Genomic DNA, 17072 nt, shown 5'->3' on the forward strand with positions numbered 1-17072 from the left:
TCGCAAACAGCTATTCCGGAGAGAGGGTATGGCAGCAACAATTACGAATAAAGCGGATGGCTCCGTAACAACAGCCCCATCAAATACAATAGAATTGAATGCTCCAAGCGTAGTGAAATTGAATTATCACCCGCGTGATATCGCTTCATATCAGCGCCAGGGCATGGATTTGCTTGTTTACACCAAAAACGGGCAGGTCATTCGCATTCAGAACTTCTATGAAGTTAAAAATGGTCTCGAAAGCCAGCTTGTTCTTGAAGATGAAGACGGAAAGCTCTGGCTGGGAGAACATAGTCAGGGGCTGGCCGATTTCCAGTTTGCTGAAATTTCTTCCGTGGACCAACTCGTTGGAGCCGGTGCAGGCTTGTCGCCTCTGCTACTCGGTTTAGGGTTGTTGGGCGGAGGCGGTATCATCGCCGCGGCTGCATCTCGTAATGACAGCGATGATGATGGCGACGCCGATGCTGACGCGGATGCCGATGCCGATGCTGACGCCGACGGTGATGGCGACGGCGACGGTGATGGCGACGGCGACGGTGATGGCGACGGCGACGGCGATGGTGATGGCGACGGTGACGGTGACGGCGACTCCGATTCCGACGCGGATTCTGACGCTGATGCCGATGCGGATGCGGATGCGGATGCCGACGCTGACGCAGATGCTGACGCAGATGCGGATGCAGATGCAGATGCAGATGCAGATGCCGACGCCGATGCTGATGCCGATGCCGATGCCGATGCTGACGCCGACGCGGATGCTGACGCTGATGCGGATGCCGACGCGGATGCTGACGCTGATGCTGACGCCGACGCGGATGCGGATGCCGATGCTGACGCCGACGCGGATGCCGACGCTGATGCCGATGCCGATGCTGACGCCGACGCCGACGCCGACGCTGATGCCGATGCTGACGCCGACGCCGACGCCGACGCTGATGCCGATGCCGATGCAGATGCCGATGCTGACGCCGACGCGGATGCCGACGCTGATGCCGATGCGGACGCTGACGCTGATGCCGACGCGGATGCTGACGCCGATGCTGATGCCGACGCAGACGCCGATGCGGACGCCGACGCTGATGCCGATGCGGATGCTGACGCCGACGCGGATGCCGATGCGGATGCGGATGCGGATGCTGACGCCGATGCCGATGCCGATGCTGACGCCGATGCCGATGCTGACGCTGATGCTGATGCTGACGCCGATGCCGACGCCGATGCAGACGCGGATGCTGATGCTGATGCCGATGCCGATGCCGACGCTGATGCTGATGCCGATGCCGACGCTGATGCTGACGCTGACGCTGATGCGGATGCTGACGCCGATGCCGATGCTGATGCCGATGCGGACGCTGATGCCGACGCGGATGCTGATGCCGACGCGGATGCTGATGCGGATGCGGATGCCGATGCTGATGCGGACGCCGATGCGGATGCCGATGCCGATGCTGACGCCGATGCGGATGCGGACGCTGATGCTGATGCGGATGCGGACGCCGACGCTGATGCCGATGCCGATGCCGATGCTGACGCCGATGCTGACGCTGATGCGGATGCTGACGCGGATGCTGATGCCGATGCCGACGCTGACGCTGACGCTGATGCCGATGCCGACGCTGATGCCGATGCCGACGCGGATGCTGATGCGGACGCTGATGCCGATGCTGACGCTGACGCTGATGCCGATGCCGATGCCGACGCGGATGCTGATGCCGATGCCGACGCGGATGCTGATGCCGATGCCGACGCCGACGCTGATGCCGATGCCGATGCGGATGCTGATGCCGATGCGGATGCTGACGCGGATGCTGACGCCGATGCAGACGCGGATGCTGATGCTGATGCCGATGCCGATGCCGACGCTGATGCTGATGCCGATGCCGACGCTGATGCTGACGCTGACGCTGATGCGGATGCTGACGCCGATGCCGATGCTGATGCCGATGCGGACGCTGATGCCGACGCGGATGCTGATGCCGACGCGGATGCTGATGCGGATGCGGATGCCGATGCTGATGCGGACGCCGATGCGGATGCCGATGCCGATGCTGACGCCGATGCGGATGCGGACGCTGATGCTGATGCGGATGCGGACGCCGACGCTGATGCCGATGCCGATGCCGATGCTGACGCCGATGCTGACGCTGATGCGGATGCTGACGCGGATGCTGATGCCGATGCCGACGCTGACGCTGACGCTGATGCCGATGCCGACGCTGATGCCGATGCCGACGCGGATGCTGATGCGGACGCTGATGCCGATGCTGACGCTGACGCTGATGCCGATGCCGATGCCGACGCGGATGCTGATGCCGATGCCGACGCGGATGCTGATGCCGATGCCGACGCCGACGCTGATGCCGATGCCGATGCGGATGCTGATGCCGATGCGGATGCTGACGCGGATGCTGACGCCGACGCGGATGCCGATGCCGATGCCGATGCTGATGCAGATGCCGACGCGGATGCTGATGCCGATGCGGATGCTGATGCCGATGCGGATGCTGACGCCGACGCTGATGCCGACGCTGACGCCGATGCTGATGCCGACGCTGACGCGGATGCGGATGCGGATGCCGATGCCGATGCTGATGCCGATGCCGATGCTGACGCCGATGCGGATGCAGACGCCGACGCTGATGCCGATGCGGATGCTGACGCCGACGCCGACGCTGATGCTGACGCCGACGCTGATGCGGATGCGGACGCTGATGCGGACGCTGATGCCGATGCGGATGCTGATGCCGATGCGGATGCTGACGCCGACGCTGATGCCGACGCTGACGCCGATGCTGATGCCGACGCTGACGCGGATGCGGATGCGGATGCCGATGCCGATGCTGATGCCGATGCCGATGCTGACGCCGATGCGGATGCAGACGCCGACGCTGATGCCGATGCGGATGCTGACGCCGACGCCGACGCTGATGCTGACGCCGACGCTGATGCGGATGCGGACGCTGATGCGGACGCTGATGCCGATGCGGATGCTGATGCCGATGCGGATGCTGACGCCGACGCTGATGCCGACGCTGACGCCGATGCTGATGCCGACGCTGACGCGGATGCGGATGCGGATGCCGATGCCGATGCTGATGCCGATGCCGATGCTGACGCCGATGCGGATGCAGACGCCGACGCTGATGCCGATGCGGATGCTGACGCCGACGCCGACGCTGATGCTGACGCCGACGCTGATGCGGATGCGGACGCTGATGCGGACGCTGATGCCGATGCGGATGCTGATGCTGACGCCGACGCTGATGCCGATGCGGATGCGGATGCCGATGCGGATGCGGACGCCGATGCGGATGCGGATGCCGACGCGGATGCTGATGCGGATGCCGATGCCGATGCTGATGCCGACGCGGATGCTGATGCCGATGCCGACGCTGATGCCGACGCTGACGCTGATGCGGACGCTGATGCCGACGCCGATGCCGATGCGGATGCTGACGCTGACGCGGATGCCGATGCGGATGCTGACGCTGATGCGGATGCTGACGCTGATGCTGACGCCGATGCGGATGCTGATGCCGATGCTGATGCTGATGCCGATGCCGACGCTGATGCCGATGCGGATGCTGACGCCGACGCCGACGCTGATGCTGACGCCGATGCGGATGCAGATGCTGATGCCGATGCCGATGCGGATGCTGATGCGGATGCGGACGCCGACGCTGATGCCGATGCTGACGCCGATGCTGATGCCGATGCCGATGCAGATGCAGATGCAGATGCCGATGCTGATGCGGACGCTGATGCGGATGCTGATGCCGACGCGGATGCTGATGCCGATGCTGACGCCGATGCTGACGCCGACGCTGACGCGGATGCGGATGCCGATGCTGATGCCGATGCGGATGCAGACGCCGATGCCGATGCGGATGCTGACGCCGACGCCGACGCTGATGCTGACGCCGACGCCGACGCTGATGCGGATGCGGACGCTGATGCGGACGCTGATGCCGATGCTGATGCTGACGCCGACGCTGATGCCGATGCGGATGCCGATGCGGATGCGGATGCCGATGCGGATGCGGATGCCGACGCGGATGCTGATGCCGACGCTGATGCTGACGCTGATGCGGACGCTGATGCCGACGCCGATGCCGATGCGGATGCGGATGCTGACGCTGACGCGGATGCCGATGCGGATGCTGACGCTGACGCTGATGCTGATAGTGATATTGAGGCAGTCGACGATTACGCGAGTGTGAATATTGATATTGTCCCAGCTTATGCCGGCGAAGTTTCCGATTCAGATAGCAGGACAATACTTGGTGACGTTGGCGGAATTGGCCAATGGTTGTTCGATACTTATCCGGTTGCTAACTTTGAAATTCCGCAAGGGCATACAGGAAATGCGGAGATCACAGTTGGAGCTAGCTCTGCTCTAGGGGTGGTATCTGGTGGTCAGGCTCGTATTCAGTTTCTGAACGAATCGGGCGAATGGCAGGATGTCACATCGGTTGGTCAAAGTGGTATTATCGACCTTATCTGGGCGATAGGTGCTAACTCTGCCACTATCTCACTCGATGACTTGCCTGCTGGCGAATATCGGGTGGTGGGTAGAGCGACCGGTGTCAATTTCCTCACCAATACTTCGGTTTCGACCAATGTCGATCTATATGATCACACCACCGTGGGTGGTTATGAACCCGGTACGGTCAGTGGCAATGTGATTGACGAAAATGACACTGTCACCGATACGACAGAAGTCTCGGAAGTCAATGGCACAGCGGTTGGCGATGCCGGAACCACGGTAATCGAGGGTGAATATGGAACCCTGACCATCGATGCTCAGGGTAACTATAGTTACACTCCGAATGATGATGGACTCGGTATTGGTAAAGTGGACGCGTTTGAATACACGATCACTGACGCCGATGGCAACGTCAGCACTGCCACGCTCTATGTCCGCATCGACAGTGAAGGGCAGGGGCTCGTGTGGCCGGATGACCAGTCACAACCGGCAGAAATCGACATGGTTGCAAATAGCGATAGCGGTACTGCCGTCATCGACAGTGCATATCTTGTCGAGAGTGGCGGGCCGAGCGGCGCGGCGGCTAATCAAAGCGTTCCTGCCAACGTCAATCCGCTTGGTGGTAATTTGTCTCGGACGACTTCGACGACATTTACCATCGATGATAATGACCTGGCGAATGTTCGCATCATTTCGACGGCGCCGGATACCACGGGTATAAATGATACGCTCGTGGTAACGATTACGGGACCGGACGGCTATTCTGAAACGTTCAATGGCACAGGCGATTTCCTGGGGCTGGGCGATCTGGGGTTGAGCCAGTTGCTCAGCAATCTGGAAGCCGGCACCTATACGGTCACTGCAACTTATCAGCGGCCAAATGGTGTAGCTCTTCTTGGAGGTCAACTCACTCTTTCCTATGAAACAGTGAGCATTACCCATCTTGATGAGTTCGTCGTGGCCGATACAGACCCCGCAGAAGGGAATGTGCTGAGTGACGATACGCTTGGCTCAACCTACACGGTGTTCAAGATCGACATCGGGGACGGAAACTTCGTCAGGGTGAGCGATGGTACGGAAATTGACGGCCAGTATGGCAAGCTGACCATCAATGCCGACGGCAGCTACTCCTATGCGGCAAATCCAGACCTTCTGGATATCGGCGCAACGGATACGTTCTCGTATCGTCTCGAACATCCGAACGGGACGATCAAGGATGCGACGCTGTCGGTTTCCGTCGAACATGGTGACGGTCCTTACGTGCCGCCGGCTGAGTCGATGCTGTTGTCTATGAGTGACGACTTTGCCGATGATGTGATTGCTCTTGATCACATCGATCACGGTGACAGTGATGTCGATGCTGGCGACCATGATTTCCCTGAACCGTCACTGAGTGAGGATATCCTTCTCGATGATGGTGGGGAAACCGACCTTTCGGTGCCGTTCGAAGGTCTGCTTAGCCAAGCCGAGCCTTCGGCGGAAGACGAAGACTTCTTCGCCAGCCGCAGCTCTCAGGAGGCGGAATCGCCGTCCGACCCCTCTGCCCCCGAGGTGGATGTCGACCCGCTCGCATATCTGCAGATCAGTTCTGTTGACGATCCAGAGCATTCGCTCTCGACGCACCAGACTGCGATGTAGTCGCGACTTTGCTCCTGTAGAACGCCGGGCCCTTTGTTTGGGGCCCGGCGTTTTACGCCCTCCAGTTTTTCAAAATCAACAGGCGTCATCCATCCGAGCCTGTTAGCAGGAAATCGTATGAGCAGAGGCATTGGGCTGAGACGGAAATGCGTAGCGACGGCACTGGCCGCCTTGCTTCTATCATCCTGTACAACAACCGATTCATCGTTTGAAAACACCGCATCGGCTTCAGCGGGCACCGCTCAAGACCAGTCTGCTTCTTCTGCCACGCAAAGCACGCCTATAACAGCGGCTTTTTCTGTTCCAAAAGACGTTAAGGCGGTAAACAGCAACGCTCTCACGCTTGAGCAAGCGGTACAAATCGCGGTCAACTGGCATCCTTCGATTGACGAGGCAGTGGGTAATATCAATCAGAACACCGCTGAGATCGGCGTGGCGCGAGCAGGTTATTATCCCAAGGTAAAGGGTGGCATCGGTTCATCCTACAGCAGCGAGTATAGCGGAGAGTGGCAACCTCGGCTCAATGTTTCAGCTTCACAAATGGTTTATGATTTTGGCAAGGTTTCGGGTTCCGTCGATGCCCGGACTGCGGCCACAAATGTCAGTCGTGCCCAGCTCCTGATGGGCGTGGATATCCTGATCCGGGAGACGGCCACGGCGGTTATAGAAATTCAGCGTTATCAGGCTTTGCTTGCCGTGGCACGCGAACAGCATCGCGGTGTAAAGGCGATTGCCAGTCTGGTCGGCGAGCGCAGTGACAAGGGCGCAAGCACAAAATCCGACCAGGTGCAGGCTGAGGCCCGTGTCGTGGCAGCGGAGTCGACCATACTGGAAATTTCGGGTCAGCTGAAACGCTGGGAAAGCACGCTTGCCGATCTTCTTGGTCGACCCGGTGCCATCAATGTTGCCTCCAACGTTCCGCAATGGCTCGAGAAGACTTGCTCTGCCGCAGAACCTGACTGGACGAAAGCGCCTGGGGTCTTACGAGCGCAGGCCCAGAAAGAGGAAGCTATTGCAAAACTGAAAGTCGCGCGGGCCGAAGTGTTTCCCACGCTCTCGCTTGATGCCAGTTCCGGCTATGATTTTAATCAAGGCTCCAGCAGGAACAGGTCTTCCGACGACCCTAGTCTTAAAGTTGGCCTGAATATTTCCGGAAACCTCTATAATGGCGGCGCGACCATCGCTAACCGGAACGCTGCCAATTATGGGCTGACAGCGGCGGAAGCAGCGATCAGAAACAGCCGCCTTGAAATCAGCAGTTCCTTGACGCAGGCGCGCTCCCAGACAAGCAGTATTCAACAATTGCTCGGTTCTCTGAAAACCCGCAGCAGAATGATGAGCCAGACGCGAGATCTTTATCGCCAACAATATGTGGAGCTTGGAACCCGCACTCTGCTCGATCTGCTCAATGCCGAACAGGAGCTTCATCAGGCGGCTTTCGATGCGGCAAATTCCACGCATGACCTGCGCAAGCTGGGTGTGGAATGCATGTTCAATTCCGGTCGCTCAAGAGAGCTGTTTGCTCTTGAGGATATGAAAGTCAGAGGCATGGAGTTGCGGTTATGACAAACGAACTTCCGGTCGCAAACGAGGTGCCCGAGACGCTCCAGGACACAGAACAGCCGGTGGAGCAGCGTGATCTCGAGCCCTGGATTGAATCCCTGCGATGGGTTGGGCAGCACTATCGTCTTTCGATGTCGGTGGAAGCTGCACGCCTCAACGCCACATGGTCAACGCTTACAGACTTCCGGGAGCAGATCCGTGAGCTTGCACGTGCGACGGGTCTCAATGTCAAGTTTACGGAGCCGTCAGCTTCAGCAATCACGAGTTGGCAATTACCGGTAATTGTACAGCTTCATAATGATCAGGTGGGTATCGTCACTTCGCTCGGTGCGAATGGCGAGGCGGGTATCATTTTTTACGGCGACAAAGGACTTGAAACACCGCTGCCGGCCAATGAGCTTTTCGACCATGTTCGTCTTGTGCTGATTGCTCGTCCGGCGCGCTCCGTGCCTGATGCGCGCGTCGATACTTACATACAACCTTATGAAGAAAACTGGCTGCGGCGCATCGTTCTTCGCGACGTCAGGCCCTACGGGCATGTTATGATCGCCTCGTTGGTCGCCAATTGCCTGGGGCTTGCTGGTATCTTGTTCTCCATGCAGGTCTATGACCGTGTGGTTCCCGCAGAATCCTTCCCAACCCTCTATGTTCTGTTCAGTGGTGTCCTGCTCGCAATTGTCTTCGACTTCATCATGCGGCGCACACGCACCAGCATCGTTGACCAGCTTGGCAAGCGCGCGGATCTGCGCATGTCTGACCGCGTCATGGGACATGCACTCAGGGTTAAAAATCGAGCCCGCCCTGCATCGACCGGTACATTCATCGCCCAGATCCGTGATCTTGAGCAGGTTCGCGAGATGTTGACATCAACGACGGTGACGGCGCTTGCCGACATGCCGTTCTTCCTGCTCTTTCTGGCTATCTTCTTTTATATCGCCGGTATTCTGGTTCTGATCCCGATTGCAGCAGGCGTGTTAATGATCCTTCCGGCAGTGCTGGCGCAACGCAAGCTTCGCGCCTTTGCGCAGGAAGCCATGCGCGAGGCATCGCTGCGCAATGCTATGCTGGTGGAAGCTGTTCAGGGGATTGAGGACATCAAGACGCTGCAGGCAGAAGATCGGTTCCAGCAGCAATGGAACCATCTCAATGCGGTGACTGGCGAAGCGCAGATCAAGTTGCGCGGCCTGACAAACAGTCTCAACACCTGGACCCATAATGTGCAGATGGGTGTATTCGCGGTGGTCGTGTTTTGCGGTGCACCGATGGTCATGGCGGGAGACATGACAACGGGTGCACTTGTTGCGGCTTCCATCCTGAGTTCGCGCATGATGTCGCCGTTAGCGCATATTGCGCAGTTGATGAGCCGGGTGCAGCACGCACGCGTTGCGACCAACAGCCTGAACCAGATTATGAAAATGCCGATTGATCATCCCCAGCAGGAAAGCCGGATTCACTGCCCGCAGATCAAGGGAAAGTTTGATCTGAAATCGGCGCTGTTTCAATATGGCGATGAAAACTCGCCTCCGGCCCTGCTGATACGGGATCTGCGCATAAAACCCGGTGAGAAAATTGCCATTCTGGGCAAGAATGGTGCAGGAAAGTCCACACTCTTGCAAGCTCTGTCGGGTCTTCTGGAACCGGCATCGGGCGAGGTTCTGCTTGATGATCTGGCGTTACAGCAGATCGATCCGGCAGATGTTCGCCGGGATATCGGCCTCCTGACCCAGCATGCGCGTCTGTTTTACGGAACGCTGCGCGACAATATCCTGATGGGGACGCCAAACGCATCCAGAGATGAGCTGCTTGGCGCCCTGTCTATGGTCGGTGCCGCCGAGTTTATCCGTAAACTTACCAAGGGTCTCGATCATATGGTTCTGGAGGGTGGACACGGGCTCTCCGGCGGTCAGAAACAGGCTATATTACTGGCGAGACTTTTGGTGCGACAGCCAAAGATATTGCTGCTCGATGAGCCAACGGCCTCCATGGATGAGGCCACGGAGAGGCAGTTTATCCAGCATTTTGGTGCCTGGAGCAAGAATCGAACGGTCATCGTTGCAACACATCGTATGCGCGTGCTCGAACTGGTTGATCGCATTATCGTTATCGAAAATGGCTTGGTTGCGCTCGACGACAGCAAGGAAAAAGCACTCTTGGTCTTGCGTGGCCTTGCTCACGTCAAGCCCCAGCGTCCGGCAAAGACAACGGTGGCGAGATGATGGGTCATCCGTCTGGAGGAAGTGATCATGGCGCATCTGAGAGCTGAAGCCGAACCGACGTGGGGCTTCGGAGAGGCTGACGATGCCCGTCTAGTGCGCTCGACACGTATCATCTGGATATTCGCAGCACTTTTTGCGACCGGCCTGATATGGGCCTATTTTGCCACACTCGACGAAGTCTCGACCGGAAGTGGGCGTGTGGTTCCTACCATGCGCGAGCAGGTGATCCAGTCACTTGAAGGCGGTATTCTTGCCGAACTCGACGTGCGTCAGGATGATATTGTCGAGCCGGGGCAGATTCTCGCCAGACTGGATCCGACAAAGACGGAATCCAATGTCGGGGAGAGCGCTGCAAAATATCGTGCCGCACTTGCAAGTTCGGCAAGATTGCAGGCAGAGGTTAACCAGACACCGCTTACCTTCCCTGTTGAATTGAACGACTACCCGGATTTGGTCAAGGCTGAAACCGAGCTTTATCAGGCGCGTAAGCAAAGCCTCGAAGAGTCTCTGCGCTTTATCGCAGAGTCGGTCGAGCTGGTGCGTAAGGAGTTGCAGATCAATGAGCAGCTTAGCAATATAGGAGCTGCGAGTAACGTCGAGGTCATCCGGCTGAAACGGCAATTGGTTGAATTGCAACTCAAGCAGGTTGAAGTCCGTTCCCAATATATCGTGCTGGCGCGCGAAGAACTCGCCAAGGCGAATTCGGAGGTGCAAGCTTTGTCGTCGGTGGTGCGGGGAAGGGCTGACTCCCTGACACGTCTGACTTTGCGTTCACCCGTGCGCGGTATCGTTAAGAATATTGAAGTGTCGACCATCAACGGCGTCATACCGCCGAATGGCAAGCTCATGGATATCGTGCCGCTCGATGATCAATTGCTCATCGAAGCGCGGATTTCACCGCGTGACATCGCTTTCATCCATCCCGGACAGCGCGCCAGTGTCAAGATCACCGCCTACGACTATGCCGTCTATGGTGGGCTGGAGGGAAGTGTAACGTCGATTTCCGCTGATACGATCCAGGACGAAACCAATCCAGAAATCTATTACTATCGGGTGTTTATCCAGACCAGTTCCGACGCCTTGGTGAACCATGCGGGTAAACTTTTTCCGATTGTTCCCGGCATGATCGCAACAGCCGACATCCATACCGGCAGCAAGACTGTTTTCGAATATCTCATCAAGCCGTTCAACAGAGCACAGGAGGCCCTGAGGGAGCGTTAGGCACTCCCTCGGATGGTCGGGAGAATTGAATGTTGAAAACATGCAGCAAGATCGATGAAAAACTGTCCCGCATCAAGACACTTGTGCATTCCAGATTACAACAATCCCGCCTTTCGGTATCAGGCGTTACGCTGTTCTTTTCCGTGTCCGATGGCGGTAGCCGAGCGAGCGTAGCGAATGTTCATGGTCATTCTTTCGATGATGCGTGGGAAAAAGGCGTTAGCGCCGTTACAGAAATGATGGCGGCAAATCATCTTTATGGGCGCTGGCTTCGTATTGACTGGGTCGAGAAGGTCGAGCCAGCCACATGGCAGGCTTTGCGCACCGCATTTTCTCGGATCAAGCGCAACTATTTCCGGTTTGGCATCGCGCTGGATGAAAGGCTGCAGTTTGCCTTTAGCGAGCAGGAACTCAATGCCAACGCCATGCTTTACGGTGGTAACTCGATTGCTCATGCTGCGCTCAATGAGAACAACTTCTCGATTTACGCGCGCAAGAAGTATCCTGAGCTGACAACTCTATCATTCGAGAACGAGAACAAAGTTTTTGTTCTTTCAACACAAGGTGTTTTCTGTGATGAAGAGGGGACGCTGTTTGAACTGAATGGCTCTGGTCTCGATGCCGGGCGCAGGCATATAAAAAGCCTCGATCCAGATGCAGTCCTCTCTCTGATCGGGGATTCGTCCGACTATCTCGCGCGGCAAGTCAATGCCGATGGCTCTTTCGTTTATGGGTATCACCCGTGTTTTGACCGGCGGATTAATACCTATAATACCTTGCGACATGCCAGCACGACCTATTCGATGATCGAGGCCTGGGACGTGACGCGCGACGATGACCTCATGGCAGCGATAACCCGTTCTCTGGATTATCTCACGGGTACGCTCATTCGCGAAGTCAGCTTGCCGTCCGGGCAGCAAGCCGCATTTCTTGTCGATATCGGTGATGAAATCAAGCTGGGAGCAAATGCGGTCGCTATACTGGCACTCACCAAACACAGCGCCGTGACGGGCTCGCAAGAATACATTTCGCTTGCGGAAAAACTGGCGACTGGCATCCTGTTCATGCAGGATGAGGCGGATGGCTCATTCAGCCATGTGATCAATTACCCCGACCTCACGGTCAAGGAGCGGTTTCGGACGATCTATTACGAGGGTGAAGCCGCCTTCGGTTTGATGCGGCTTTATGAGATTACGCGGAACCCGGTTCTGATCGCGGCAGTAGAAAAGGCATTCGAGCATTTTATCGCCAATGATCATTGGCAGCATCATGACCACTGGTTGAGTTATTGTGTCAATGAACTGACACGCTACCGACCTGACCCGCGCTATTACAGCTTCGGCATACGGAATTTCGCAACCTATCTCGATTTCGTCCTTGAACGTATCACTACATTTCCAACCTTGCTGGAACTGATGATGGCGGCCGAGGCGATGATAACGCGCATTCGCGAGCAGCCTGACTATCACCATCTTCTCGACGAGATCGATCTCGGCAAGTTCTATCGGGCATTAAACGTTCGCGCGCATTATCTTCTTAATGGCCATTTCTGGCCTGAAATCGCGATGTATTATCGTAATCCTGACAGGATTGTCGGGTCGTTCTTCATTCGTCATCACGCATTCAGGGTCCGCATCGACGATGTCGAACACTATCTGTCCGGTTTCATTGCTTATCGCAAATTCCTTCTACGCGGAGGGACGCCGGAATGGGCTTATGAAGGCGCGCAGCAGGAATTGAAGTCGGCCAGAGCAATCGATCCGGAAAGCCTTGGCTTTCTGATGTATCCTGAAAGTCCGCAAGGGTTTCCAGAAATAAGGATGTTGGCTGAGAAATCCGCGCGGCAGGGACTGCGGGTGTTTTATATGTCCTATAAAACTGCGCATATCACGGACGGCAAGATTAACGGATTTGCTTTTATAAAAGGACGGTGGGAAAAAGCTGAATTCGATATTCCTGCCATCATAGACAATGCCCCACCGCGAAAGGCTGCTGAAGTTAAACTCTTCAATCGGCTGACGGATACAAGTTTTCTGTGCTGTCAAAAACTTGGTGGCAAGCAGAAAACATTGGGGCTTCTGCAAACTGATCCGCTGACAAGTCAATGGCTTATCCCTTCCCAGGCCCTTGATATGGAAAATATCGAGCAGGCCCTGAACACGGATGGAACAGTCATCATCAAACCTTACCGATCCAACCGCGGACGCGGCGTGTATCTTCTGCAAAAGGGCGAGAGCGGCACCGTTTCAATACGAACAAACCAATCCGTCACGACTTTGGATTCCGATGCGTTTCAATCCTTTGTAACAGAGCGCGCAAATGCGCGATGGATGTTACAGAAATATATAGCATCGGTGGATGGCGCGGGACGTGCCTTCGATATACGCGTTCCGGTTTTTCGCGCAGATGGAGGCCGATGGCGAACGGCGCGTATCTATTCCAGGCTTGGTTCCGGCGATATTACGTCTAATCTGGCGACGGGCGGAAGCAGCCATGATGCAATTCCTTTTCTTGGTGCAATTTACGGCGAAGAAAAAGCAAGGCATCTTGTTGAGCAGTTGGAGCGCGCTGCGCGGCAGATCGCCGAATGCCTGCAAAGCCATTACCCCTTCATCATAGATGCTCTTGGCTGTGATTTCGGCATTGTTGAGGGCCGAGCCTATTTGTTCGAGGTCAATTCTTATCCCGGTATCAAGGGGTGTCTTGAAAGTGCGACCAATCACAAGGCAGCTTACACTAAGACGATATCGCGGTCATTGCGCAAGGATGGTGAGGGGCTGCCGATCAATTCTGTTAGCTACCTGAGTGCGTTTGAGCCGGAACTGCCATTGCCAAGGGTTCGGGGTGTTGCGAAAACGCAAGTGCCGGTTGCCGTGGAAGCTGAGACCGCTGCAAATCAGGCACTCTTGCGAAAGGTCATGGCAGGCGGTGAAAATGATTTCTCGCGATCACCATTCCTCAGGCGGGGAATAGGCAACCCCGCTTACGCATTGATCAGAAAAGAGGCTCGCCGCCGCGGCTACAAGAGCAGGATCGTCAACAGTACACATCTGGAAATTCTCGGCGATGAAGGCGTTGTGGCGGTATTCTCTCCCAACTCGCCGAACTTATCCTGCGTATCACGCGAAGTGGCATCGAGCAAAAAGCTCACCAAGGTGATTTTGCGTGAGGCAGGCTTGCCGACCCCGCTGGGAAGCACTTTCAGCAATTATGATGCCGCATTGAAATATCTGCTGCAAAGGGATCGGCCACAGGTGGTCAAGCCCATCCGTGGATATGGTGGCATTGGGGTTACAACGAATGTCAGCACAGAAGAACAATTTCAAAAAGCCTGGGAGAGGGCGGCACGTGGCAAAAGAAGGGTTTTGGTCGAAGACTTCTTCAAGGGCGATGAGCTACGGCTGATCGTTCTTGGCGGCGAGACCGTTGCCGCGGTTTGCCGCATGCCTGCTTACGCCGTCGGCGATGGTGTTCATTCCGTTGCAAAACTGGTGGAACTAAAGAACGAGCGGCGTAAAGCCAATCCGTTGATGCGCCTTTATCCCATCCGCCAATTTGACTATCTCGAAAATGAGCTGGAGTTAGGGCTCGATTTTGTTCCGAGAGATGGTCAGTTTATACGCCTTTCTACCGTTTCCAATGTCGGGCTTGGCGGTGAGGCCGTCAGTCTGGTGGATGTCTTGCATCCTTCTTTCCTTGATCTTGCACGAAGAGCATTTGATGCTTTGCCGGGTGCGACTCAATTGGGACTCGACGTGATTGCCAAGGGTTTTGGAGCTGATGCATTTGAAGACAATGCAACAATCATCGAAGTGAACAGCGATCCGGCCATAGGGACGCCCTGCTTTGCAGCTTACGGCCCGCCTGCATCGCAGATCGCTGTCAGGCTGCTTGATTATGTCGAGAAACGAAAAGAGCGCCGCGAAGACAGTTTACCGGCAGAATCTGTCATAAAACCTGCACGCCTGCTTGAGGAAAGTGTCAACGGCGGGAGCCATGCCGATCATCCACGCACGCAAACGCATGTGTTACGCGACGCTGCCAAGCGGGGCGGTTTTGATGTGCGAACGCTATCCAGCGATATGACAGTTGTATCGCGAGGTGAAAAGCGATGTCTATTTTGGCTGGGCATGTCTGATAGAACGCCCACGGCTGCCCGGCGTGCGAGCAGGGACGCTGCATGGAACAGCCGTCTTATGCAACAAGCGAGTCTGCCGGTTCCCGAGCATAAGTCATTTGCGACGCATGGCATCGAGCAGGGCTGGCACTTTGCGCGTGAAACTGGGGCGCCTGTGTTGGTGCGCCCAACCCAGAACCCCGGCAACTCCGCGACTCGTCACATTATTCGCGCCCGATCTGAGTTTGAAATTGCATGGAATGCGGCTATTGCCGAAGGCGCGCAAGGCGTGACCGTAGAGCGGCTTTATTCGGGCAAAATATTCAGGCTTTTTGTGATAGAAAACCGTCTGGTTGCGGTTGCAAATCGTTCTGCCCAGAGCAGTTCGGGCGATGACGTGGCTTGGAACGCGCAAGCATCGCATGTGGGAGAGACGCAATCGAGCGATGTGACTGAACTCGTGCATCCTGCATGGGCCGATATCGCCGTTCGTGCCCGGAAGGCAATTTTTAATCCTTTCCATGCCGGTATCGATATTGTCGCTGAAGATATAGCAAGTGCGCCTGAACAACAGAGATGGGTTGTCAGTGGTACCAAAGTGAATCCGGATTTCAGCTTGCATCATTCTCCTTCCGCTGGGATCGGGCGTGATGTTGCTGGCGCTCTTCTCGAAAGCCTGTTCGACTGATGCGTATCATTCGAGTTATCAAGAAAAAAATACGCTGGCATTTCATCGATATTCTTGCCCGTCTAGGCATAGGGGATAAGAAAATATTGAAGCAGGGTCGCCGCCCTGCTTATGGCAAGGCGTCGCCTAAACTGATGGCAGTGCCGCTTGGAGATGATCCTTTTGATCCGCATGATGCCCTGCACGGTTCATATGGTTCTCCATCACAAAGTGTAGAGGTTCCATACGCTGTTTGGGCGGAGACTGACGAAGCCGCGGAGTGTCTGCGTTATTATCCTGCAGGTTTAAGCGATGGAGCCAATCCAACGGCGCTCCTGTATATTCCTGGAGATGTGATCCTGCGTACTGCAAGAGGTGTACGCCTGGTCGGAAAATCCTATGCGCAGAAGACCCCGAACCAGTTGCTCGAGCTTATGAACACGTGGGCCTTTGACGCCGGTGTTCCGGCGATCTATATGGGGCGGCCGGGGATTTTTGGTTCATCGGGCGATCATGAGAAACGCCGACAGCCCTACGAAATCGATCTGATGAACGTTGCTCTCGATCGCATCAAGCAGCGTCACCAGATTGAAAATTTTATCGTTGTGGGTCAATCCGGCGGTGGTCAGATCGCCGCGGCCTTATTAAACCGGCGTAACGATATAATTGCCGCCGTCATGACCGCGGCGCTTTTGAGCGTTCATGACACAGTTCGGCGCTGGCGGCGCACAAGGCCTGTCCCTGGCGGAGCCGTTTATCCCGTCGCATCTCTTTATGATCCGTCGCTCGAAGTGGAACGGATTTCCCGCAATCCAAAACCGCAGATTTTCATCATTTCAGATCCCCGCGACAGCGTAATTTCCCTTCAATCCCAGATACGATATTTGAAAAAACTCCAAATGGAGGGATTGGCACCCAGGCATATTTTCGCTCATGCAGAAGCGCCCAGGCACCATAATCTTGGTGCTCATGGTCGAAAAGCTGCAGCTCTTTTGGCAAAAGGGACAGATGAGATTACAATCAGGAAATCGCTGATCGATATGGATATGCTCGTGCTTGAGGGTGCGAGCAGAGTTGAGCCTTTCAAGGGTGCAGACCGGTCGCCGGTGAACGCGACGCGTCGGGTGGACGTGGCGGATGTGAGATAAGAAGGAAACGGTGGCC

6 protein-coding genes and 2 pseudogenes are annotated in these 17072 nt (G+C 56.1%); all 8 read left to right on the plus strand.

What is annotated here, in order from left to right; translation table 11 throughout:
* Positions 1 to 28: 28 nt before the first annotated feature.
* A pseudogene (locus AAIB41_RS13195) lies at positions 29 to 208 on the plus strand (BapA prefix-like domain-containing protein); the annotation flags it as partial.
* Between the two features lie 226 nt (positions 209 to 434).
* Positions 435 to 4220, plus strand: a complete 3786-nt coding sequence (locus tag AAIB41_RS13200; RefSeq protein WP_343316139.1) for a hypothetical protein — start codon at positions 435 to 437, stop codon at positions 4218 to 4220.
* A gap of 128 nt (positions 4221 to 4348) precedes the next feature.
* Positions 4349 to 6124, plus strand: a pseudogene (locus AAIB41_RS13205) (Ig-like domain-containing protein); the annotation flags it as partial.
* 117 nt (positions 6125 to 6241) lie between these two features.
* A complete protein-coding gene (locus AAIB41_RS13210; protein ID WP_343315749.1) occupies positions 6242 to 7690 on the plus strand; it encodes a TolC family outer membrane protein in 1449 nt (482 codons plus the stop codon).
* Positions 7687 to 9903 carry a type I secretion system permease/ATPase gene (locus AAIB41_RS13215; protein ID WP_343315750.1) on the plus strand — a complete coding sequence of 739 codons (2217 nt, stop codon included), beginning with the start codon at positions 7687 to 7689 and terminating at the stop codon, positions 9901 to 9903. The genes AAIB41_RS13210 and AAIB41_RS13215 overlap by 4 nt, the downstream gene beginning before the upstream one ends.
* Positions 9904 to 9930: 27 nt before the next feature.
* Positions 9931 to 11124: an HlyD family efflux transporter periplasmic adaptor subunit gene (locus AAIB41_RS13220; protein ID WP_343315751.1), complete on the plus strand. Its 1194-nt coding sequence runs from the start codon at positions 9931 to 9933 to the stop codon at positions 11122 to 11124.
* Positions 11125 to 11153: 29 nt separating this feature from the next.
* Positions 11154 to 15929: a YheC/YheD family protein gene (locus AAIB41_RS13225; RefSeq protein WP_343315752.1), complete on the plus strand. Its 4776-nt coding sequence runs from the start codon at positions 11154 to 11156 to the stop codon at positions 15927 to 15929.
* Positions 15929 to 17056 (plus strand): alpha/beta fold hydrolase, encoded by a 1128-nt coding sequence (locus AAIB41_RS13230; RefSeq protein WP_343315753.1) that lies wholly within the window; start codon positions 15929 to 15931, stop codon positions 17054 to 17056. The genes AAIB41_RS13225 and AAIB41_RS13230 overlap by 1 nt, the downstream gene beginning before the upstream one ends.
* The last annotated feature ends 16 nt before the right edge of the window (positions 17057 to 17072 follow it).

It is taken from the genome of Brucella sp. BE17, from assembly GCF_039545455.1.
Taxonomy (GTDB): domain Bacteria; phylum Pseudomonadota; class Alphaproteobacteria; order Rhizobiales; family Rhizobiaceae; genus Brucella.

Excerpts from the sequence above, each read along its gene's own strand:
- AAIB41_RS13200 (WP_343316139.1), top strand. The coding sequence starts at position 435 with ATGACAGCGATGATGATGGCGACGCCGATGCTGACGCGGATGCCGATG.
- AAIB41_RS13210 (WP_343315749.1), top strand. The coding sequence starts at position 6,242 with ATGAGCAGAGGCATTGGGCTGAGACGGAAATGCGTAGCGACGGCACTG.
- AAIB41_RS13215 (WP_343315750.1), top strand. The coding sequence starts at position 7,687 with ATGACAAACGAACTTCCGGTCGCAAACGAGGTGCCCGAGACGCTCCAG.
- AAIB41_RS13220 (WP_343315751.1), top strand. The coding sequence starts at position 9,931 with ATGGCGCATCTGAGAGCTGAAGCCGAACCGACGTGGGGCTTCGGAGAG.
- AAIB41_RS13225 (WP_343315752.1), top strand. The coding sequence starts at position 11,154 with ATGTTGAAAACATGCAGCAAGATCGATGAAAAACTGTCCCGCATCAAG.
- AAIB41_RS13230 (WP_343315753.1), top strand. The coding sequence starts at position 15,929 with ATGCGTATCATTCGAGTTATCAAGAAAAAAATACGCTGGCATTTCATC.